This window comes from Paenarthrobacter sp. E2MeOHC11 (genome assembly GCF_058744955.1).
This window is the reverse complement of record NZ_CP196673.1, coordinates 299,093-321,192: the sequence shown is the minus strand read 5'-3', so window position 1 is coordinate 321,192 and position 22,100 is coordinate 299,093. Positions and strand designations below refer to the sequence as shown.

Below are 22,100 nucleotides of genomic sequence, written 5' to 3'. Positions count from 1 at the left end.
GATCACCCTCCACTAAGCATACGCGCAATGGTCTAAATAATGAGACGCATCACAAATGCATGCATAAATATCGGACAGCATGAATATTCTTGCTGTACAGTGGAGCTATGACTATTTCTGTTGCCGTCTCCGGTGCCAGCGGCTATGCCGGAGGAGAAGTGCTGCGCTTGCTTGCGGGCCATCCGAACGTCACCATCGGTGCGATCACTGCGCACAGCAATGCCGGTTCAAGACTAGGGGAGTTGCAGCCGCATCTCCATGGTTTGGCCAGCAGGATTCTTGAAGACACCACCGTGGAAAACCTGTCCGGCCACGATGTCGTGTTCCTGGCCCTGCCGCACGGAGCTTCCGCTGAGATCGCGGCCCAGCTGCCGGAAGGCACGGTAGTCATCGACGCCGGCGCGGACCACCGCCTCCAGGATGCCGCGGCGTGGGAAAAGTTCTACGGTTCGGCACACGCGGGAACGTGGCCTTACGGCCTGCCGGAATTGCCAGGCCAGCGCGAGGCCCTCAAGGGTGCCACCCGCATCGCCGTCCCCGGCTGCTACCCGACGTCGGCCCTGCTGGCCTTGACGCCCGGGTTCGCCAACAACCTCCTCCTGACGGACGACGTCGTGATTGTCTCCGCCTCGGGTACCTCCGGTGCCGGCAAAGCAGCCAAGGTCAACCTTATTGGGGCTGAAGTCATGGGTTCCATGAGTCCCTACGGCGTAGGTGGCGGACACCGCCACACTCCTGAAATCGAACAAGGGCTGTCCAACGCTGCTGGCGAGCCGGTGACGGTGTCCTTCACGCCTACCCTGGTTCCCATGAGCCGGGGCATCCTCACCACGGCCACAGCGAAAGTTGGCCACGGCGTCACTGAAGCCGAGCTTCGCCAGGCCTGGGCAGATGCTTACGACGACGAACCGTTCGTGCACCTTCTTCCAGAAGGCCAGTGGCCCACCACCAAATCGGTGCAGGCTTCCAACCACGCCGTGATGCAGTTGGCCTTCGACCAGCACACGGGCCGCGTGATCGTGACCTGCGCTATCGACAACCTCACCAAGGGGACCGCAGGCGGAGCCGTGCAGTCCATGAACATTGCCCTCGGCCTGGACGAAACCGCCGGCCTGAACCTGCAGGGAGTTGCACCGTGACCATTACCGCACCCAAGGGATTCCGCGCCGCAGGCATCAAGGCCGGCATCAAGGCCTCCGGCAACCCGGATTTTGCCCTCGTGGTCAACGACGGTCCGTCCAAGGCCGCCGCCGCAGTCTTCACCTCCAACCGGGTAGCCGCTGCCCCGGTTCATTGGTCCCGCCAAGTGGTCAGTGATGGCCGTGTAGACGCAGTGGTCCTGAACTCCGGTGGCGCCAACGCCTGCACCGGGCCGCAAGGGTTCCAGAACACGCACGCCACGGCTGAGAAAGTGGCCGAAGTGCTGGGTGTCTCAGCTTCCGACGTCGTGGTTTGTTCCACCGGCCTGATCGGCGAGCAGCTGCCGATGGACAAGATCCTTCCGGGCGTGGATGCCGCTTTCGCTGAACTGTCTGAGGACGGTGGTTCGGCAGCCGCCACCGCCATCATGACCACGGACAGTGTGTCCAAAGAAGCAGTCTTCACAGGTTTGGACGCCGAAGGAAAACAGTTCACCGTGGGAGGCATCGCCAAGGGTGCCGGCATGTTGGCGCCGGGTCTGGCAACCATGCTGGTGGTCCTGACGACGGATGCCCAGGTGCCGGCAGATGAGCTCGACGTCGTCCTTCGCGACGCCACCCGGGTCACCTTTGACCGCGCAGACTCTGACGGTTGCATGTCCACCAATGACACCGTTGTGCTGCTGTCATCGGGAGCCTCTGAGGCCTTGCCGTCCACCGAGCAGTTGGGCGCAGCCGTGACGCAGGTCTGTGCTGAACTGGCTCGCAAGTTGATCGGAGACGCCGAGGGCGCCAGCCACGACATTGCGATCCGTACCTTCAACGCAGCCAGCGAACGCGACGCCGAAATCGTCAGCCGCAGTGTTGCCCGGTCCAACCTCTTCAAAGCTGCCATCTTCGGTAAGGATCCCAACTGGGGCCGCGTGCTCTCAGCTGTGGGAACCACTGATGCAGTGTTCGAGGCGGACCAACTCAACGTCGCCATGAACGGTGTGCAGATCTGCCGCAACGGCGCTATCGGTGATGACCGCAACCTGGTGGACCTGGAGCCTCGCGAAGTGTTGGTTGAAATCGACCTTCAGGCCGGCGACGCCGAGGCGACCATCTGGACCAACGACCTCACGCACGACTACGTGCATGAGAACAGCGCCTACTCGAGCTGAGCTTATGACAATGACTGCGCATACCCGCGAAACCACGTCCATGAGCGACGCCCAGGACAAAGCCGGCACGCTGATCGAGGCGTTGCCTTGGATCCAGCGTTTTGCCGGCACCACCATGGTGATCAAGTACGGCGGCAACGCCATGGTTAACGATGACCTTCGTCGCGCCTTCGCCGAAGACATCGTGTTCCTCCACCACGTGGGCATCCACCCCGTGGTGGTCCACGGCGGTGGCCCCCAGATCAACTCCATGCTCGGCCGGCTCGGCATCGAGTCCGAGTTCAAGGGTGGTCTCCGTGTCACCACTCCCGAGGCCATGGACGTAGTCCGCATGGTCCTCACGGGCCAGGTGGGCCGTGAACTGGTGGGGCTGATCAACTCACATGGTCCCTACGCCGTGGGCATGTCCGGTGAGGATGGCGGGCTGCTGCGCGCCGTTCGGACGGGCACTGTTGTTGACGGCGAAGAAGTGGACCTCGGCCTGGTGGGCGAGGTAGTTGGCGTCGACCCTGCCGGTATCAAGGACATTCTCGACGCCGGTCGTATCCCCGTGATTTCGACCGTCGCCCCGGAGATCGTGGACGGCGGAAATGGCACCGGCCAAACCACTGGGCAGGTCCTGAACGTCAACGCAGACACGGCGGCCGCAGCAGTAGCTTCGGCATTGGGTGCCACCAAGCTGGTCATCCTGACCGACGTCGAGGGCCTCTACGCCAACTGGCCGGACAAATCGTCGCTGATCTCATCGCTGACAGCCTCGGAACTCCGCGACATGCTGCCCAAGCTCGAATCGGGCATGATCCCCAAAATGGCTGCGTGCCTCAAAGCCATCGATGAAGGCGTAGAACGCGCACATATCGTGGACGGCCGCCTGCCGCACTCGATGCTGCTGGAAACCTTTACGACCGCGGGCATTGGCACGCAAGTAGTACCCGACGAGGAAGTGAACGCATGAGCGAAACTGTTGGCCGCAACCCGACCGGCGATGGACCCCCCGCCCGTCCCCAGCCGCTCCCCGTCCTCGCAAGCTCGGACGGGGACCCCGGCGGCAGTGGGCCCATCGCGGTGCCCGACCACACCCGGGGGTCCATCGCCGGATCGGATGCCAAAGCTTCCGTCATTACTGGAGTGAGTAATGGCGCCGACTGGCTTGCCCGTTACTCGTCCTCGCTGATGGGTGTTTTTGGTACCCCGCAGCGTGTCCTGGTCCGTGGTGCTGGGTGCCTCGTGTGGGATGCCGATGGCAAGGAGTACTTGGACCTTCTCGGCGGCATCGCAGTGAACGCCCTGGGCCACGCCCACCCTTTCGTCACCTCGGTGATTTCCAGCCAGTTGGCTACGCTCGGGCATGTTTCGAACTTCTTCACCAGCCCCACGCAGATCGCACTGGCCGAGAAACTTCTGGCCATCAGCAAGGCCCCGGCCGGTTCCAAGGTCTTCTTTGCCAACTCCGGCACCGAGGCGAACGAGGCAGCCTTCAAGCTGGCCCGCAGGAACAACCCGGACGGGAAGCGGACCAAGATCATCGCCCTCGAGGGCGCCTTCCATGGCCGCACCATGGGCGCCTTGGCACTCACGGCGAAGGAAGCATACCGTGCGCCATTCGAGCCGTTGCCCGGTGGTGTGGTCCACATTCCGTTCGGTGACATCGATGCCCTGCGTGCCGCCGTCGACGATTCCACAGCAGCCGTTTTCCTGGAGCCGATCCAGGGCGAAGCAGGCGTCCGGCCCCTGAGCACCGAGTACCTGCAGGCCGCCCGCGAGGCAACCACCAAGGCCGGTGCGCTGTTGATCCTCGACGAAGTCCAGACCGGCATCGGCCGCACCGGAAAGTGGCTGGCCAGCGAAGCCGCAGGAATTGTGCCCGATGCCGTCACGCTCGCCAAGGGCCTAGGCGGCGGCTTCCCCGTGGGTGCGCTGGTCACCTTCGGAAGTACGACGTCGGCCCTGCTCACCGCAGGGCAGCACGGCACCACCTTCGGCGGAAACCCGGTAGCTACGGCCGCCGCGCTGGCCACGCTGCACGCCATCGAAAGCCAAGGTGTCCTGCAGAACGTGCTGAACCTCGGAGCGCATCTGCGCGAGGGACTGTCTGCCGTCGATGCTGTCACTGAAGTCCGCGGCGAGGGCCTGCTGATTGGCTTCGATGTGAACGCCGACGTCGCGCCGGCCATGGTGACCGCAGCTTTGGATGCAGGCTTCATCATCAACAGTCCGGGCCCGCGGACCATCCGCCTCGCCCCTCCGCTGATCCTGACCACCGAACAGGCCGACCGATTCCTGTCAGCCCTGCCCGCCTTGATCGCCACGGCTACCGCCCAAACCGCTAAGGACGCACAGTGAGCACGTCAACCACCCGCCACTTCCTCAAGGACACGGACCTGAGCCCAGCCGAGCAGGCTGAGGTCCTGGAACTCGCGGTCCGGATGAAGGCAGCGCCATACAGCGTGCAACCCTTCGCCGCAGAGGGCAACGGCCGCAAGACCGTAGCAGTGATCTTTGACAAGACCTCCACCCGCACGCGTGTTTCCTTTGCCACCGGCATCGCGGACATGGGCGGCAACGCACTGATCATCAACCCGGGTGAAGCGCAGATCGGCCACAAGGAATCCGTGGAGGACACGGCCAAGGTCCTGGAGCGCATGGTGTCCACCATTGTGTGGCGGACCGGTGCGCACTCCGGGCTGGTAGCCATGGCGGAAAATTCCAAGGTCCCCGTGATCAATGCCTTGTGCGACGATTACCACCCGTGCCAGCTGTTGGCCGACCTCCTGGCCGTCAAGGAACATAAGGGTGACCTGGCTGGATTGAGCATGGCTTACTTGGGCGATGCGGCGAACAACATGGCCAACTCCTACCTGTTGGCCGGTGTCACTGCGGGTATGCACGTTCGCATCTCCGGGCCGGAGGGCTACCTGCCTTCCGCGGAGATTGTTGCCGCTGCACAGGAACGCGCTGCAGGGACCGGCGGCTCGGTGCTGATCACCAGCGATGCCGCCGAGGCCCTCAAAGGTGCGGACGTCGTGGCCACCGACACGTGGGTCTCCATGGGCCAGGAATCCGAAAAGGAAGCCAGGATGCAACTCTTCCGCGAGTACTCCGTGGACGAGGCCGCCATGGCGCAGGCTGCGCCGGACGCGGTCGTGCTTCACTGCCTTCCCGCGTACCGCGGCTACGAGATTTCGGCCGGCGTCATTGATGGCCCGCAGTCAATCGTGTGGGACGAGGCAGAGAACCGGCTCCACGCCCAGAAGGCACTCATGGCATGGCTGATGCACCGTTCCGGGCTGGCCTTCGTAGACGGGCTTTCCCCCGTTGAGGGCACTGGGGAGAGCACGTTCTAGTGTCCGCCAATCCGTCCGTGCCGGGCGCCAGCCCTGCCACCAAGACTGCCCGGCAGGCGCGCATCACCGCGATCCTGACGGGTGAGTCCGTGCGCTCCCAGGCAGAGCTTGCAGCCCTGCTGGCGGACGACGGCGTTCAGGTCACCCAAGCCACCCTGTCCCGCGACCTTGTGGAACTCGGCGCAGTCCGGGTCCGTGGCAAGGAAGGCGCGTTGGTTTATGCCGTTCCGGGGGAGGGCGGGGACCGCAACGCCAAGAGCGGGGTCACGCAGGAAATCCTGGACGCACGGTTGACCAGGCTTTGCGGCGAACTTCTGGTCACCGCGGAGGCGTCGGGCAACATCGTTGTCCTCCGCACCCCGCCTGGAGCCGCCAACTTCCTGGCGCTGGCCGTGGACCACTCGGTGATGCCCTCTGTATTAGGTACGATCGCAGGCGACGACACTTTGCTGTTGGTCGCCCGGGATCCCGATGGCGGGGCGGAACTGGCGGCCCGTTTTCTGCGCATGGCCGAAGAAGCCGGGCCGGCCAACCAATAGATCTTCCAGCATTGATTCACACCAGCATTGATTCGAATGAACCAAGCAACAACAAAGGAGCACTCTCGTGACTGAGCGCATTGTTCTGGCCTACTCCGGTGGCCTTGATACGTCCGTAGCCATCGGCTGGATCGGTGAAGCCACCGGTGCCGAGGTCATCGCTGTGGCCGTCGACGTCGGACAGGGCGGCGAGTCCCTGGAGACCATCCGCCAGCGCGCCCTTGGCTGCGGCGCCGTCGAGGCTTATGTGGCCGACGCCCGCGACGAGTTCGCCAACGAGTACGCGATGCCCACACTGAAGGCCAACGCCCTCTACCAGGGCCACTACCCGCTGGTTTCGGCCATCTCCCGTCCCGTCATCGTCAAGCACCTCGTCAAGGCTGCCCGCGAATTCGGCGCCACCACAGTCGCTCACGGCTGCACCGGCAAGGGCAACGACCAGGTCCGCTTCGAAGTTGGCATCCAGACCCTCGGCCCGGACCTGAAGTGCATCGCACCCGTCCGCGACCTCGCCCTGACCCGTGACAAGGCCATTGCCTTCGCCGAGGAAAAGGGACTGCCGATCGAGACCACCAAGAAGAACCCGTACTCGATCGACCAAAACGTCTGGGGACGCGCCGTCGAAACCGGCTACCTTGAGGACATCTGGAACGCACCCACCAAGGACATCTACGACTACACCGCTACGCCGGAATTCCCGCCGGCACCGGACGAGGTCACCATTTCCTTCCAGGCCGGCGTGCCGGTAGCGATCGACGGCGTCAAAGTCACCCCGCTGCAGGCCATCCAGGAACTGAACCGCCGTGCAGGCGCCCAGGGCGTTGGCCGCATCGACGTCGTCGAGGACCGCCTGGTCGGCATCAAGTCCCGTGAAATCTACGAAGCCCCGGGTGCCATGGCGCTGATTACCGCGCACAAGCACCTCGAGGACATCACCATCGAACGCGAGCAGGCCCGCTTCAAGGCCACCGTTGGCCAGCGCTGGTCCGAGCTGGTCTACGACGGCCAGTGGTTCTCCCCGCTCAAGCGCTCCCTGGACGCCTTCATTGAGGACACCCAGCAGTACGTTTCCGGTGACATCCGCATGGTCCTCCACGGTGGCCAGGCGATCGTCAACGGTCGTCGCTCCGAGACCTCGCTGTACGACTTCGACCTCGCTACCTACGACACCGGCGATACCTTCGACCAGTCCATGGCACGCGGCTTCATCGAGCTGTGGGGCATGTCCTCCAAGGTTGCCTCTGGCCGCGACCTGCGCGTCGCAGGCGAGTAATGACGTCCGCAACAAACGAAGGCGCACTGTGGGGCGGCCGGTTCGCCGGCGGTCCCGCGGATGCGCTGGCCGCACTGAGCAAGTCCACCCACTTTGACTGGCGGCTTGCCCGCTATGACATCGCCGGTTCCAAGGCACACGCCCGCGTGCTGGCCAAGGCCGGACTGCTGGACAACGCCGAACTTGAAGGCATGCTCGCCGCCCTCACCCAGCTGGACGAGGACGTCGCCAGCGGCGCGTACCTTCCGGCCGAGAGCGACGAGGACGTGCATGGTTCGCTGGAACGCGGCCTCATTGAGCGCGCCGGAACCCAGTTGGGCGGCAAGCTCCGTGCGGGCCGTTCCCGCAACGACCAGGTGGCCACCCTTGGCCGCATGTTCCTGCGTGACCATGCCCGGATCATTGCAGGCGGTGTCCTTGCCACCATCGACGCCCTCGTTGAGCAGGCCAAGGCCCACCATGGCGTAGCCATGCCCGGCCGCACGCATCTGCAGCATGCCCAGCCGGTGTTGCTGAGCCACCATCTTTTGGCGCATGCCTGGGCTTTGCTTCGCGACGTGCAGCGTCTCCAGGACTGGGACAAGCGTGCCGGCGTTTCGCCGTATGGTTCGGGTGCGTTGGCGGGGTCATCCCTGGGCCTGGACCCCGAGGCCGTTGCCGCGGACCTCGGCTTCTTCTCGGCCGTCCACAACTCGATCGATGGCACCGCCTCCCGCGATGTCTTCGCCGAGTTCGCCTGGGTGTGTTCCATGATTGGCGTGGACCTGTCCCGGATCTCCGAGGAAGTCATCTTCTGGGCAACCAAGGAATTCTCCTTCGTCACGCTGCATGATTCGTACTCCACGGGGTCCTCGATCATGCCTCAGAAGAAGAACCCGGACGTTGCGGAGCTCGCCCGTGGCAAGGCAGGGCGCCTCATCGGCAACCTGACAGGCCTCCTGGCGACGCTCAAGGGTCTGCCGCTCGCGTATAACCGCGACCTGCAGGAGGACAAGGAACCGGTCTTCGATGCTGCCGACACCTTGGAGCTGCTGCTTCCGGCCGTGTCCGGCATGATTGCCACGCTCAAATTCAACACCGAGCGCATGGAATCACTGGCCCCGCAGGGTTTCGCACTGGCCACGGACATCGCGGAATGGCTTGTCCGCCAGGGCGTCCCCTTCCGCGAGGCCCACGAGCTCTCGGGTGCTGCCGTTAAGCAGGCCGAAGGCCGTGGCGTGGAGTTGTGGGACCTGACGGACGAGGAATACGCAGCAATCTCGGAGCACCTGACTCCAGAGGTCCGCAGCGTACTGAGCACGGAAGGTTCGCTCAACAGCCGTAATTCGCAGGGCGGAACGGCACCGGCCGCCGTCGAACGCCAACTGGCGGCCTTGGAAGCGGAACTGGACGCAGCGCGCTCCTACGTCAGCTAGAACGCCAAGCGGGGCGGCATTTCGCAGCGATGCCTTTCGGGCAGAGCATTGCCAGGTGCCGTCCCGCTGTGCGTTAACATGGCGCTATGACTCAGATCACCCCCGACGCGCTGCCCGCAGAGCTTCACAAAGCCGCCGGCACCGTCACCCGCCTCCTCGCCAAACTGGACGACTCATCCGTCGCTGAACCGTCGGAGCTTCCTGGCTGGACCCGGGGCCACGTCCTTGCCCACCTTGCCGGAATCTCCAACGCGATGGGCCGTCAACTTGAGTACGCGCGCCGCGGCGAGACAGTGGAACTGTACGACGGCGGCATGGACGGGCGTACCAAAGCAATTGAACTTGCCGCTGGACACAGCCTCGCGCAGCACACAGAGTCCCTCACCTCTGCGTTGGGGTCTGCTGTTTCCGCATTTGACGCTTTGGGACCTGACGATTGGCAAGCGCGCATCGCCTACAGGGACGGAACAGTGTTCGACGGCGGCCTCGCCTTGTGGCGCGAACTCACAATCCACGCCTCGGACCTGGGCCTGGGGTTCGGTCCGGAGACCTGGAGCCGACCGTTCTGCGAACACCTCATCGGGTTCCTCGCGGCACGCGTTCCCGAGTCGCGCAAGTTCGTCCTGCAGCCCACCGGCCTGCCCCCGCGGAGCATCGGCAGCGGCGGCACTTCGGTTGCCATCACGGGCATGCTCACGGACATCGCCGCGTGGCTTGCAGGCCGCGAGCCCAGCCTGGGAAGCCTCAGGGCTACGGCCGCTGCCGACGGAGTCGAGCTTCCGGATCTTCTCCCGTGGCCGGCTGCCCTGCCCGCCAACCGCTAAGCACCCAGACGCTGTCTCACGGATTTCCCTTTTTGGGGCGGCCCCCTCTCACGGATTTCCCTTTTTGGGGCGGCCCTCTCTCACGGATTTCCCTTTTTGGGGCGGCCCTCTCTCAAGGCCCCTTGGAGAGAGGGACGGCCGGAAGGGGGCGGTTGGTGACAGGGGCAGCCCCTACGAGATTTTGGGCCGTGCCGCTGCCCGCCATAAATGCATGGTCGCGTACGAGCGCCACGGGCTGACTTCCCGGAAATCCGCGCTGAGACCGGCCCCGGCGGGCAGGACCTTCAATCCGTTTCGCACCGCGGCATCATTGGCCAGGAAAACATCCGGAGAGCCGAGGACCCGCATTGCCACGTAGCCCACTGTCCAGGGCCCAATGCCGGGCAACGGGAGCAGCTTGCGTTCAAGGCCGGCAGGGTCGTCGCCGTAACCGAAGTCCAGTGCTCCTGTGGCCATCGCTTCGGCCGCAGCCACTATGGAATCGATCCTGCGTTGTGGTCCCCTGAGTAGTGCCCGGCCGTGCTCGGCGATCTCAACCGCCGTCGGAAACAAAGTCTCCAAGCCTGGGGCGCCGGCCCCGGCCGGGGAACCTGCGGCGGACAATTGCGTGAGTGCTGTTCGCGCCGCCGCCACGGTGATCTGCTGGCCGATCATGGCCCTCATTAGCAGTTCCTGGGGATCCATGGCTCCCGGGACACGAATTCCGGGGATGGCCTCCACACTGATAGCCAGCCGGGGGTCTGAGGCCAATGCGTCGTCAATGGCCTGCGGATCGGCGTCGAGGTCGAACAGTCGGCGCACCCGACTCAGCAGCGCGGGGAGATCGTGCAGGTCCACAGCCGTGGCCGTGAGCTGCAATGGTTTACCCACTGCCGAGGGGCTGTACTTCACCGAGAACGAAGCACTGCCCCCCGCGAGCCGGATGGTCCGGGCGTAGGTCCGGCTGCCGTCGGCCCCTGTTCCTGCCAGTTCGACTCCCGGGACCGCGCGAACGGCCAGGAAGTCGAAGATTCCCGGATCGAACGGTTCCCTGTAGGGCAGGGTCAGCGTCAGGGCCGCGGGAGCCGACTCGCAGGGAGCCGCAGAACCCCGGCGAACTCCGGATTTCACCCCGGTGGCGCGCAACGCCGTCGGGGTCATCGCGAACACCTCGCCGATGGTGTCATTGAATTGCCGCACGCTGTTGAACCCTGATGCGAAGGCTACATCCGCCAAGAGCATGGTGGTGGAGACCAAAAGGGTCCTGGCCGTCTGTGCCCTGCTTGCACGGGCCAAGGAGAGGGGACCGGCACCCAACTCGGTGCTGAGGATGCGGTTGAGCTGCCGTGCGGAGTAGCCCAATCTGTGGGCCAGTCCGTCAACGCCTTCACGGGTGATGACGCCGTCGTTGATCAGCCGCATTGCCCGGCCGGCGATGTCCGAGCGGATGTTCCAGGCGGGCGTTCCGGGGACAGCTTCGGGGAGGCACCTCTTGCAGGCCCGATACCCGGCTTCATGGGCAGCGGCGGAGGTTTCGTAAAAAGTGACGTTCTCAGCTTTGGGCGTCCGGGCAGGGCATGAGGGCCTGCAGTAGATTCCGGTGGAGCTCACGGCCGTAAAGAACTGGCCATCGAACCGGGTGTCGCGGGCGTCGATTGCCCTGTAGCGCTGCCAGAAGTCCATGGCTTCATCCTGCCAGCCCGCCAGTGACCCCTGCTAGCGGGAATCGGACATGGCCGTGGAGTGGGTCTTGCTAGGGTCTGGGCATGGGTTCGTTCATGGAAGACGGAATCAGCCACCCCGATGAAGTACGCAGTTTCCTCACAAGCGACGCGCGCGTCATCGCTCCGCTGATCCTGGGCTCCGTCCTGACATACCACTCCGATGCCGGTCCGGTCTCGGTCAGACTCACCGAGGTCGAGGCCTACATGGGTCCGCGTGGTTCGGAGCATCCCGACCCCGGATCCCATACATTCGGGGGTCCCACCGCCCGGAACGCGCCTATGTTCGGCCCGCCCGGTTACCTTTACGTCTACTTCACGTATGGGATGCACTATTGTGCCAACATCGTGTGCGGACCGGAGGGCTTCCCGTCTGCGCTGCTGCTGAGGGCTGGAGAAATTGTGGAGGGGGAGCAGCTTGCCGCCGTTCGCAGGCCTGCCTCCAAAACGCACAAAGACCTCGCCAGCGGCCCTGCCAGGCTCGCCTCCGCACTGGGACTCACGACGGCGGACACCGGCCGCGACGCCCTCGCGGAACCGTTCAGTCTGTGGTTACCCAAGACGCCGGCGCCGGCGGCGGCCGTGGCCAGCGGACCACGGGTTGGGGTGGCCGGGCCGGGCGGCACCACTGAATATCCGTGGAGATTTTGGATTGAAGACGACCCAACGGTGTCCCGGTACAAGGCGGCCCGGCCGCGAAACCGCACCGCCGCAGGGTGATTTGCCGCGAAAGCAACGCAGCCGGCAACGAACTTTATGTGACGTAGTCCGCTTGATGACTTGTACCCCGCACGTTTACCAAAATCGCTGTAGAATGGTAGGTCTGTCTTTTGCGATAGGGGTTACGGTTCGATGCACGATGCTGATTTGGTCCACGAGCAGGAATATGTAGCTGGGCTGTACGCCCGGCTCGATGAGCTGCGCGCAGAAAAGCGCGCCCAGCTGGCGCAGGTGCGCAGGGCCGGCGCGGTGGGAACCATGCAGAACGTCTCAGAACGTGACGCATTCGCGGCACTGTACGAAGACCGCCTGGCCCAACTCGACGCCGTCGACGATCGCTTGGTCTTTGGCCGTCTGGACCTTGATTCCGGGGAAGCCCAGTACATCGGCCGCATAGGCCTGTCCACGGCCGACCTCCAGCGGCTGATGGTTGACTGGCGTGCGCCCGAGGCCGGCCACTTCTACCAGGCCACCGCGTTCGACCGCCAAGGCGTGCGCCGCCGTCGTCACCTGATCCTGCAGGGACGCGACGTCAAAGCCATTGAGGACGATGTCCTGGACGCCGGGATGCTCGCCGACAACGACTCCCTTCAGGGCGAAGGCGCGTTGCTGGCTGCGCTGAACTCCAAGCGCACCGGTCGCATGTCCGACATCGTCGGAACCATCCAATCCGAGCAGGACCGGATCATCCGTTCCTCCATCTCGGGTGCGCTCGTGGTCCAGGGCGGTCCCGGAACCGGCAAGACCGCTGTGGCCCTGCACCGTGCGGCCTACCTGCTGTATACCCACCGCGATCGCCTCAAGAGTGCCGGCGTTCTCCTCGTTGGACCGTCGTCGTCCTTCATGCACTACATCGAACGTGTGCTGCCCTCGCTCGGTGAAACAGGCGTGGTCATGGCAAGCCTGGGGCGCCTCATGCCCGGAATCCACGCCGTACCGGAGGAAGACGCCGACGTCGCCGCTCTCAAGGGCAAGCTGGATATGGCCAAGGTGGTGGCCAACGCCGTCGCGAACCGCCAGCGGACACCGGCCGAGGACCGCATCCTCGAAGTTGATTCCCGCAAGCTGACACTGACCGTCCGTCAGGTTCGCCGTGCCCGTGAGAAGGCCCGCGCTACCGGCAAGCCGCACAACGAAGCCCGCCTGACGTTCGTCAAGATCCTGTTGCGAGAACTCACGGAACAGCTGACGGACCTTGTGGAGGAATCGAACATCGGCAACAACGCCGATCGCGCCTACTTGGCCGAAGACGTCAGGTCTGCACGGGACGTGCGCATCATGCTTAATCTTTGCTGGATGCCGATGACCCCGGAAAAGCTCATCTCCGAGCTCTTCAGCAAGCCGGCCATCCTTGAAGCTTGCACGCCGCACCTCACGCCCGGACAACGTGCGCTGCTGCAGCGCCCTGTAGACGCTCCGTGGACGGAAGCCGACGTCCCGCTGTTGGATGAGGCTGCCGAACTGCTGGGTGAGCTGGATCCGGCCGCGGGCAGGGGACTGGCCCAGCAGGAAGCGGATCGCGCCCGCGACGTCGCCAATGCAAAGCAGACTCTGGCGAACATGGAAGCAATGGGCGTCGACGTTCTCGTGTCGGCTGAGGAGCTCGCTGACCAGAATCAGGAACGTGAAGGACGCCTGACGGCGGCCGAGCGTGCCACCAGCGACCGTTCATGGGCCTTTGGCCACATCGTGGTTGACGAGGCCCAGGAACTATCACCCATGCAGTGGCGGCTCCTGGTGCGGCGCTGCCCGCTGAAGTCCTTCACCATCGTGGGTGACATTGCCCAAACCAGTGCCGCCGCTGGTGCGAATTCGTGGCAAAGCGCCTTGGCGCCGTCGTTCGGTGACCGCTGGTCGCTCGAAGAACTCACCGTCAACTACCGCACGCCGTCCCAGATCGCAGAAGCCGCGGTCCGCATGGCCAACCGTGCCGGCCTCGTTGTCTCGGCGCCCAAGGCCGTACGCGAAGGTAAATGGTCACCCATCGTGGACCATGTGGAGGCAGATGGCATTGTGAAGCGCCTGGTTGAAATCCTGCCGGAAGAAGTCGAAGCGATCGACGGCGGCCTGCTGGCTGTCATCGCCGACGGACCGTTGCTGCCGCAGGCCACGGCGGCACTGCGGGAGGTCTACGGCCGCCGGATCGGCGCCGGGGCCGGCAGCTACGAGCAAGACATCGTGGTGATCAGCCCCAAGGAAGCCAAGGGCTTGGAATTCGATGGCGTTGTGGTCCTGGAACCGGCGGCAATGTTGAACCACGACCATGGCAAGGTGGGCGATCTCTACGTTGCCATGACCCGGGCAACGCAGCGGCTGCGCCTCATTGCTGCCGCGCCCGTACCTGCCGGCATCGAGCGCTAGGAAAAACGGGCCCTGCAATCCTGCTAACTTAGATCTCGTGTCACACGTAAACAACCTCGAGTCCCAGCACAACGATCCCGCCTTTGCCAACGTCTGGCAGGAGCTCAAATGGCGCGGCCTTGTCCACGTTTCCACTGATGAAACGGAACTGGAAAAGCTGCTCGCCGGGGACCCGATCACGTATTACTGTGGCTTCGATCCCACCGCGCCCTCGCTGCATCTGGGCAACCTTGTGCAGTTGCTGGTGATGCGCCGCCTGCAGTTGGCCGGTCACAAACCTTTGGGCCTGGTGGGTGGATCCACCGGCCTCATCGGCGACCCGCGTCCGACGGCGGAACGCACCTTGAACACTAAGGACACCGTTGCGGAGTGGGTCGGCTACCTTCAAGGCCAGGTGCGTCGCTTCCTTAGTTTCGACGGCGAAAATTCCGCCCGCATGGTCAACAACCTGGACTGGACGGCGCCGCTGAGCGCAATCGACTTCCTGCGTGAAATCGGTAAGCACTTCCGCGTGGGCACGATGCTCCGCAAGGATGCCGTCGCCTCGCGCCTGAGCTCGGACGAAGGCATCAGCTACACCGAGTTCAGCTACCAGATCCTGCAGGGAATGGACTACCTCCAGCTCTTCCGCGACTACGGCTGCGCCCTGCAGACGGGCGGCTCGGACCAGTGGGGCAACCTCACCAGCGGCACTGAACTCATCCGCAAGGTGGAGGGCAAGAGCGTGCACGCCATGGGTACGCCGCTCATCACCAACTCCGACGGCACCAAGTTCGGTAAGAGCGAGGGCAACGCCATCTGGCTGGACCCGGACATGTGCAGCCCGTACACGTTCTACCAATTCTGGCTGAACACTGCTGACGCGGACGTGGTGGACCGACTCAAGGTCTTCACGTTCCTCTCGCGCGCTGAAATTGAGGCGCTTGGACAAGCCGTGGCGGAACGTCCATTTGCCCGTGAAGGCCAGAAGAAGCTCGCTTTCGAAGTGACTTCCCTGGTCCACGGTGTCGACGCTACCGAGAAGGTCATTGCCGCTTCAGCCGCGCTCTTCGGAAACGGCGATCTTACGGTTCTGGACGAACGCACACTCGAAGCCGCTACGGCGGAACTTCCTTCGGCAAAGATCGGCACCGACGGACTGGGGATCATCGACCTCCTGGTTGCCTCGGGTCTGTCCGACAGCAAGTCCGCTGCCCGTCGGACTGTGGGGGAGGGCGGCGCGTACGTGAACAACACCAAGGTCTCCGATCCCGACGCCGTCATTGCCCAGGATCAACTGCTGCATGGACGCTACCTGCTCCTTCGACGTGGCAAGAAAAATCTGGCCACCATTGAGGTTTCGGCCTAGGAATCCTGAAGTAGTCAGGGCCGGCAACCGTTATGGTTGCCGGCCCTTTCTGCGTCTGACCATGTTGTGCGCCGCGCGGTGGGCGTAAGCCGACGCCCGCTCACCTAATCGCCGTTTTTGGTCGACGCTCGCTCACCGGGGGCTGTGCTTGTGTGATGGGCTTCACTGAAACCTGTGGCTGCTGTTTTGGGCTGGTTGGCGTCTTTTTGGGGTTGTTTTCCTTGTGTTTGCGGGGTTTTTGGGTGGTGTTGGGGTGGATTTGGTGTGGGGGTGGGGCGCGTGTAAAGTTATTCGAGTCGCCGCCGCTGTTGCGGATTGATGGTGACAATCTCCCTTCAAATTGCCGGTTTCGGTGGTGCTTTGGTGCGCTGCTGGTTGGTGTGGGAGGCCCGGGTTCTGGTTTGCTTTGTGCGGCTGGTTCGGGTAAGTTTGAAAAGTTGCTCCGGAGCGATCCTGGACCCTGTGGGGTGTGGGTGGTGCCGGTTGTGTCTGTTGTTTGAGAACTCAATAGTGTGCCAAGTTTGTTGATACCGATTGTTTTATTGATTGGTTGAAATTTATGCCAGTTCTGTCATGCACCCCCGTGTGTGGTGGGCTGGTTTTCAGCTGGTTTCGAATTTTGTGCAGCCGTGTTCGCCGTTATTTCCGGTGGGTGTGGTTGTGTCTGTTTGATTTGTTTTACTTCAACGGAGAGTTTGATCCTGGCTCAGGATGAACGCTGGCGGCGTGCTTAACACATGCAAGTCGAACGATGATCCCAGCTTGCTGGGGGATTAGTGGCGAACGGGTGAGTAACACGTGAGTAACCTGCCCTTGACTCTGGGATAAGCCTGGGAAACTGGGTCTAATACCGGATATGACTCCTCATCGCATGGTGGGGGGTGGAAAGCTTTTGTGGTTTTGGATGGACTCGCGGCCTATCAGCTTGTTGGTGGGGTAATGGCCTACCAAGGCGACGACGGGTAGCCGGCCTGAGAGGGTGACCGGCCACACTGGGACTGAGACACGGCCCAGACTCCTACGGGAGGCAGCAGTGGGGAATATTGCACAATGGGCGCAAGCCTGATGCAGCGACGCCGCGTGAGGGATGACGGCCTTCGGGTTGTAAACCTCTTTCAGTAGGGAAGAAGCGAAAGTGACGGTACCTGCAGAAGAAGCGCCGGCTAACTACGTGCCAGCAGCCGCGGTAATACGTAGGGCGCAAGCGTTATCCGGAATTATTGGGCGTAAAGAGCTCGTAGGCGGTTTGTCGCGTCTGCTGTGAAAGACCGGGGCTCAACTCCGGTTCTGCAGTGGGTACGGGCAGACTAGAGTGATGTAGGGGAGACTGGAATTCCTGGTGTAGCGGTGAAATGCGCAGATATCAGGAGGAACACCGATGGCGAAGGCAGGTCTCTGGGCATTAACTGACGCTGAGGAGCGAAAGCATGGGGAGCGAACAGGATTAGATACCCTGGTAGTCCATGCCGTAAACGTTGGGCACTAGGTGTGGGGGACATTCCACGTTTTCCGCGCCGTAGCTAACGCATTAAGTGCCCCGCCTGGGGAGTACGGCCGCAAGGCTAAAACTCAAAGGAATTGACGGGGGCCCGCACAAGCGGCGGAGCATGCGGATTAATTCGATGCAACGCGAAGAACCTTACCAAGGCTTGACATGAACCGGTAATACCTGGAAACAGGTGCCCCGCTTGCGGTCGGTTTACAGGTGGTGCATGGTTGTCGTCAGCTCGTGTCGTGAGATGTTGGGTTAAGTCCCGCAACGAGCGCAACCCTCGTTCTATGTTGCCAGCGCGTTATGGCGGGGACTCATAGGAGACTGCCGGGGTCAACTCGGAGGAAGGTGGGGACGACGTCAAATCATCATGCCCCTTATGTCTTGGGCTTCACGCATGCTACAATGGCCGGTACAAAGGGTTGCGATACTGTGAGGTGGAGCTAATCCCAAAAAGCCGGTCTCAGTTCGGATTGGGGTCTGCAACTCGACCCCATGAAGTCGGAGTCGCTAGTAATCGCAGATCAGCAACGCTGCGGTGAATACGTTCCCGGGCCTTGTACACACCGCCCGTCAAGTCACGAAAGTTGGTAACACCCGAAGCCGGTGGCCTAACCCTTGTGGGGGGAGCCGTCGAAGGTGGGACCGGCGATTGGGACTAAGTCGTAACAAGGTAGCCGTACCGGAAGGTGCGGCTGGATCACCTCCTTTCTAAGGAGCTGCTTGCAACTGGTTGCTGTGCCTGCATGGGTGTGGTGGTGGTTGTCAGTGTTGCCCATTGCGCAGGCGTCTGTTCTGCGGTGGGTGCTCATGGGTGGAATATCAACGAATCAAACTTGTTTGGCATGGCCTTTACCGGTTGTGTCCTGGTGCCAGTACGGCGACCTGTGCCTCTTTGGGGTGTGGTGTTGTTTGGAACGTGGCCGGGGCGTGCGGTTTGTGGGGGTTGTGTTTGGCGCACTGTTGGGTCCTGAGGCAACAGGACCTTTTTGCAGCAATGCAGGGGGGCACTTCTGGTGTTTCTTTTGTTCCTGCTTCCGGTACTGCTGGTCACTGTTTTCAGCCCTGTGTGGGTTGTGGTGGGTGGTGGTCTGGTTGATGGGGTTGTTGTTTGAGAACTACATAGTGGACGCGAGCATCTAGAGCACGCACGTGGCTGATCCTTTTGGGGGTTGGTGTGTGTGTTCTTACAGCAATTTCTTATGAATGAACCTGGCCCTTGTGGTCGTGGTTCTCTCGAGTAAGTTTTTGATCTTTGTGTGGTCAAGTTTTTAAGGGCACACGGTGGATGCCTTGGCATTAGGAGCCGAAGAAGGACGTAGGAATCTGCGATAAGCCTGGGGGAGTTGATAACCGAGCGTTGATCCCAGGATGTCCGAATGGGGAAACCCCGCACAACGCTGTCATGGTGATTGTGTGACCCGCATCTGAACACATAGGGTGCGTGGGGGGAACGCGGGGAAGTGAAACATCTCAGTACCCGCAGGAAGAGAAAACAAGAGTGATTCCGTTAGTAGTGGCGAGCGAACGCGGATGAGGCTAAACCGTTCCATGTGTGATAGCCGGCGGGCGTTGCATGGGCGGGGTTGTGGGACTTTCCGTTTTGGTTCTGCCGGACCAATGGGGTGAGAGCATGAGCATAGGTGAACGGTCTTGAAAGGCCGGCCAGAGAGGGTGTGAGCCCCGTAACCGTAATGTTGTGTGCCGCCTGGAGAGGATCCCAAGTAGCACGGGGCCCGAGAAATCCCGTGCGAATCTGTCAGGACCACCTGATAAGCCTAAATACTTCCTAATGACCGATAGCGGACCAGTACCGTGAGGGAAAGGTGAAAAGTACCCCGGGAGGGGAGTGAAACAGTACCTGAAACCGTGTGCTTACAATCCGTCGGAGCCAGTCTGATTCTGGTGACGGCGTGCCTTTTGAAGAATGAGCCTGCGAGTTAGTGTTACGTCGCGAGGTTAACCCGTGTGGGGTAGCCGTAGCGAAAGCGAGTCTGAATAGGGCGAGTGTAGTGGCGTGATCTAGACCCGAAGCGGAGTGATCTACCCATGGCCAGGTTGAAGCGACGGTAAGACGTCGTGGAGGACCGAACCCACTTCAGTTGAAAATGGAGGGGATGAGCTGTGGGTAGGGGTGAAAGGCCAATCAAACTCCGTGATAGCTGGTTCTCCCCGAAATGCATTTAGGTGCAGCGTTGCGTGTTTCTTGCCGGAGGTAGAGCTACTGGATGGCCGATGGGCCCTACAAGGTTACTGACGTCAGCCAAACTCCGAATGCCGGTAAGTGAGAGCGCAGCAGTGAGACTGTGGGGGATAAGCTTCATAGTCGAGAGGGAAACAGCCCAGACCACCAACTAAGGCCCCTAAGCGTGTGCTAAGTGGGAAAGGATGTGGAGTTGCGAAGACAACCAGGAGGTTGGCTTAGAAGCAGCCATCCTTGAAAGAGTGCGTAATAGCTCACTGGTCAAGTGATTCCGCGCCGACAATGTAGCGGGGCTCAAGTACACCGCCGAAGTTGTGGATTTCACACATTGCCCTAGCCTTCGTGGTTCAGGGGTGTGGAGTGGTAGGGGAGCGTCGTGTGGGCAGTGAAGTCGCGGTGGAAACCAGCGGTGGAGCCTACACGAGTGAGAATGCAGGCATGAGTAGCGAAAGACGGGTGAGAAACCCGTCCGCCGAATGATCAAGGGTTCCAGGGTCAAGCTAATCTGCCCTGGGTAAGTCGGGACCTAAGGCGAGGCCGACAGGCGTAGTCGATGGACAACGGGTTGATATTCCCGTACCGGCGAAAAACCGCCCATGCCAAGCGGGGGATACTAACCGCCCGGAGCCTGCCCGCTCACCCTTGTGGTGTTGTGGGTTTTGGCCGAGCGCGGGACCTGATCCCGGGAGGTAAGCGTATTAACAGGTGTGACGCAGGAAGGTAGCCGGGCCGGGCGATGGTTGCCCCGGTCTAAGGATGTAGGGTCAGGGATAGGCAAATCCGTTCCTGTGTGTTTCGAGCACAATCCTGAGATCTGATGGGACTCCCGTTTGGGGGGATCCGGTGATCCTATGCTGCCAAGAAAAGCATCGACGCGAGGTTTTAGCCGCCCGTACCCCAAACCGACACAGGTGATCAGGTAGAGAATACCAAGGCGATCGAGAGAATTATGGTTAAGGAACTCGGCAAAATGCCCCCGTAACTTCGGGAGAAGGGGGGCCTGCCCCGTGATGGAGACTTGCTCTCCGTGAGCGGGTGTGGGCCGCAGAGACCAGGGGGAAGCGACTGTTTACTAAAAACACAGGTCCGTGCGAAGTCGCAAGACGATGTATACGGACTGACTCCTGCCCGGTGCTGGAAGGTTAAGAGGACCGGTTAGCCACTTGTGGCGAAGCTGAGAATTTAAGCCCCAGTAAACGGCGGTGGTAACTATAACCATCCTAAGGTAGCGAAATTCCTTGTCGGGTAAGTTCCGACCTGCACGAATGGAGTAACGACTTCCCCGCTGTCTCAACCATAAACTCGGCGAAATTGCAGTACGAGTAAAGATGCTCGTTACGCGCAGCAGGACGGAAAGACCCCGAGACCTTTACTATAGTTTGGTATTGGTGTTCGGAGTGGCTTGTGTAGGATAGGTGGGAGACGTTGAAACCCGGACGCCAGTTCGGGTGGAGTCATCGTTGAAATACCACTCTGGTCACTTTGGACATCTAACTTCGGCCCGTGATCCGGGTCAGGGACAGTGCCTGATGGGTAGTTTAACTGGGGCGGTTGCCTCCTAAAAAGTAACGGAGGCGCCCAAAGGTTCCCTCAGCCTGGTTGGCAATCAGGTGTCGAGTGTAAGTGCACAAGGGAGCTTGACTGTGAGAGAGACATCTCAAGCAGGGACGAAAGTCGGGACTAGTGATCCGGCGGTACATTGTGGAATGGCCGTCGCTCAACGGATAAAAGGTACCTCGGGGATAACAGGCTGATCTTGCCCAAGAGTCCATATCGACGGCATGGTTTGGCACCTCGATGTCGGCTCGTCGCATCCTGGGGCTGGAGTAGGTCCCAAGGGTTGGGCTGTTCGCCCATTAAAGCGGTACGCGAGCTGGGTTTAGAACGTCGTGAGACAGTTCGGTCCCTATCCGCTGCGCGCGCAGGAAATTTGAGAAGGGCTGTCCTTAGTACGAGAGGACCGGGACGGACGAACCTCTGGTGTGTCAGTTGTACTGCCAAGTGCATCGCTGATTAGCTACGTTCGGATGGGATAACCGCTGAAAGCATCTAAGCGGGAAGCTCGCTTCAAGATGAGATTTCCATACACATTTATGTGTGAGAGGCCCCCAGCCAGACCACTGGGTTGATAGGCCGGATGTGGAAGCGAGGACTAAAGACTCGTGAAGCTGACCGGTACTAATAGGCCAACAACTTACACCACACAACACACTGCACGCGTCCACTATGTGGTTCCCGAACAACAACCCGCTTGTTCCAGGAACAAAAACACAACAAAATAACAACACCACAGTTGTAACCACACTTCCCACCCACCCCACCCGGGGTACGGACGGGTAACAAAGTTACGGCGGTCATAGCGTGGGGGAAACGCCCGGTCCCATTCCGAACCCGGAAGCTAAGACCCACAGCGCCGATGGTACTGCACCCGGGAGGGTGTGGGAGAGTAGGACACCGCCGGACAACCATTAAGAAGAGCCCCGACCACGACGGTCGGGGCTCTTCACATTTAACCACCAACACACCCCAACACAGCGTCCACTACATGGCTTCGTGAATTTAACCAGCAGAGTAGACAC

13 protein-coding genes and 3 rRNA genes are annotated in these 22,100 nt (G+C 61.8%); 15 read left to right on the top strand and 1 reads right to left on the bottom strand.

Going from position 1 to position 22,100, the window contains the following annotated elements; translation table 11 throughout:
* The first annotated feature begins 107 nt into the window (after window positions 1-107).
* The 9 genes from argC (at window position 108) to ACSSVG_RS01410 (ending at window position 9,697) form a co-directional block, all read left to right on the top strand.
* A complete protein-coding gene (gene argC, locus ACSSVG_RS01450; protein ID WP_231339201.1) occupies window positions 108-1,139 on the top strand; it encodes an N-acetyl-gamma-glutamyl-phosphate reductase in 1,032 nt (343 codons plus the stop codon).
* Complete coding sequence (argJ, locus tag ACSSVG_RS01445) at window positions 1,136-2,302, top strand: bifunctional glutamate N-acetyltransferase/amino-acid acetyltransferase ArgJ (protein ID WP_231339207.1); 1,167 nt, start codon at window positions 1,136-1,138, stop codon at window positions 2,300-2,302. The genes argC and argJ overlap by 4 nt, the downstream gene beginning before the upstream one ends.
* Before the next feature lie 10 nt (window positions 2,303-2,312).
* Window positions 2,313-3,257 (top strand): acetylglutamate kinase, encoded by a 945-nt coding sequence (gene argB / locus ACSSVG_RS01440; protein WP_231339208.1) that lies wholly within the window; start codon window positions 2,313-2,315, stop codon window positions 3,255-3,257.
* The gene (locus ACSSVG_RS01435) at window positions 3,254-4,645 is read left to right on the top strand and encodes an acetylornithine transaminase (RefSeq protein ID WP_492416912.1); all 1,392 of its coding nucleotides are present in this window, start codon (window positions 3,254-3,256) and stop codon (window positions 4,643-4,645) included. The genes argB and ACSSVG_RS01435 overlap by 4 nt, the downstream gene beginning before the upstream one ends.
* A complete protein-coding gene (argF, locus tag ACSSVG_RS01430) occupies window positions 4,642-5,646 on the top strand; it encodes an ornithine carbamoyltransferase (protein ID WP_492416910.1) in 1,005 nt (334 codons plus the stop codon). The genes ACSSVG_RS01435 and argF overlap by 4 nt, the downstream gene beginning before the upstream one ends.
* The gene (locus ACSSVG_RS01425; RefSeq protein WP_159707225.1) at window positions 5,646-6,185 is read left to right on the top strand and encodes an arginine repressor; all 540 of its coding nucleotides are present in this window, start codon (window positions 5,646-5,648) and stop codon (window positions 6,183-6,185) included. The genes argF and ACSSVG_RS01425 overlap by 1 nt, the downstream gene beginning before the upstream one ends.
* A 67-nt stretch (window positions 6,186-6,252) precedes the next feature.
* A complete protein-coding gene (locus tag ACSSVG_RS01420) occupies window positions 6,253-7,458 on the top strand; it encodes an argininosuccinate synthase (protein ID WP_159734867.1) in 1,206 nt (401 codons plus the stop codon).
* Window positions 7,458-8,873 carry an argininosuccinate lyase gene (gene argH, locus ACSSVG_RS01415; protein ID WP_492416908.1) on the top strand — a complete coding sequence of 472 codons (1,416 nt, stop codon included), beginning with the start codon at window positions 7,458-7,460 and terminating at the stop codon, window positions 8,871-8,873. The genes ACSSVG_RS01420 and argH overlap by 1 nt, the downstream gene beginning before the upstream one ends.
* An 86-nt stretch (window positions 8,874-8,959) precedes the next feature.
* The gene (locus ACSSVG_RS01410; protein ID WP_231339222.1) at window positions 8,960-9,697 is read left to right on the top strand and encodes a maleylpyruvate isomerase family mycothiol-dependent enzyme; all 738 of its coding nucleotides are present in this window, start codon (window positions 8,960-8,962) and stop codon (window positions 9,695-9,697) included.
* Between the two features lie 171 nt (window positions 9,698-9,868).
* On the opposite strand, the gene ACSSVG_RS01405 is transcribed toward ACSSVG_RS01410, so the two are convergent.
* Window positions 9,869-11,359 carry a DNA-3-methyladenine glycosylase 2 family protein gene (locus tag ACSSVG_RS01405; RefSeq protein WP_231339224.1) on the bottom strand — a complete coding sequence of 497 codons (1,491 nt, stop codon included), beginning with the start codon at window positions 11,357-11,359 and terminating at the stop codon, window positions 9,869-9,871.
* A 95-nt stretch (window positions 11,360-11,454) separates the two neighbouring features.
* Here ACSSVG_RS01405 and ACSSVG_RS01400 point away from each other — a divergent pair, with 95 nt between their 5' ends.
* The 6 genes from ACSSVG_RS01400 (at window position 11,455) to rrf (ending at window position 21,984) form a co-directional block, all read left to right on the top strand.
* Window positions 11,455-12,117: a DNA-3-methyladenine glycosylase gene (locus ACSSVG_RS01400; RefSeq protein WP_492419108.1), complete on the top strand. Its 663-nt coding sequence runs from the start codon at window positions 11,455-11,457 to the stop codon at window positions 12,115-12,117.
* A gap of 132 nt (window positions 12,118-12,249) precedes the next feature.
* Window positions 12,250-14,478 (top strand): HelD family protein, encoded by a 2,229-nt coding sequence (locus ACSSVG_RS01395; protein WP_492416905.1) that lies wholly within the window; start codon window positions 12,250-12,252, stop codon window positions 14,476-14,478.
* 37 nt (window positions 14,479-14,515) lie between these two features.
* Entirely contained in the window at window positions 14,516-15,826 is a 1,311-nt protein-coding gene (gene tyrS / locus ACSSVG_RS01390) for a tyrosine--tRNA ligase (protein WP_492416903.1), read from the top strand.
* Between the two features lie 683 nt (window positions 15,827-16,509).
* Window positions 16,510-18,029, top strand: a 16S ribosomal RNA gene (locus ACSSVG_RS01385).
* Window positions 18,030-18,579: 550 nt separating this feature from the next.
* A 23S ribosomal RNA gene (locus tag ACSSVG_RS01380) occupies window positions 18,580-21,724 on the top strand.
* A 143-nt stretch (window positions 21,725-21,867) separates the two neighbouring features.
* Window positions 21,868-21,984, top strand: a 5S ribosomal RNA gene (gene rrf, locus ACSSVG_RS01375).
* Together the 16S, 23S and 5S rRNA genes form the textbook arrangement of a ribosomal RNA operon.
* The last annotated feature ends 116 nt before the right edge of the window (window positions 21,985-22,100 follow it).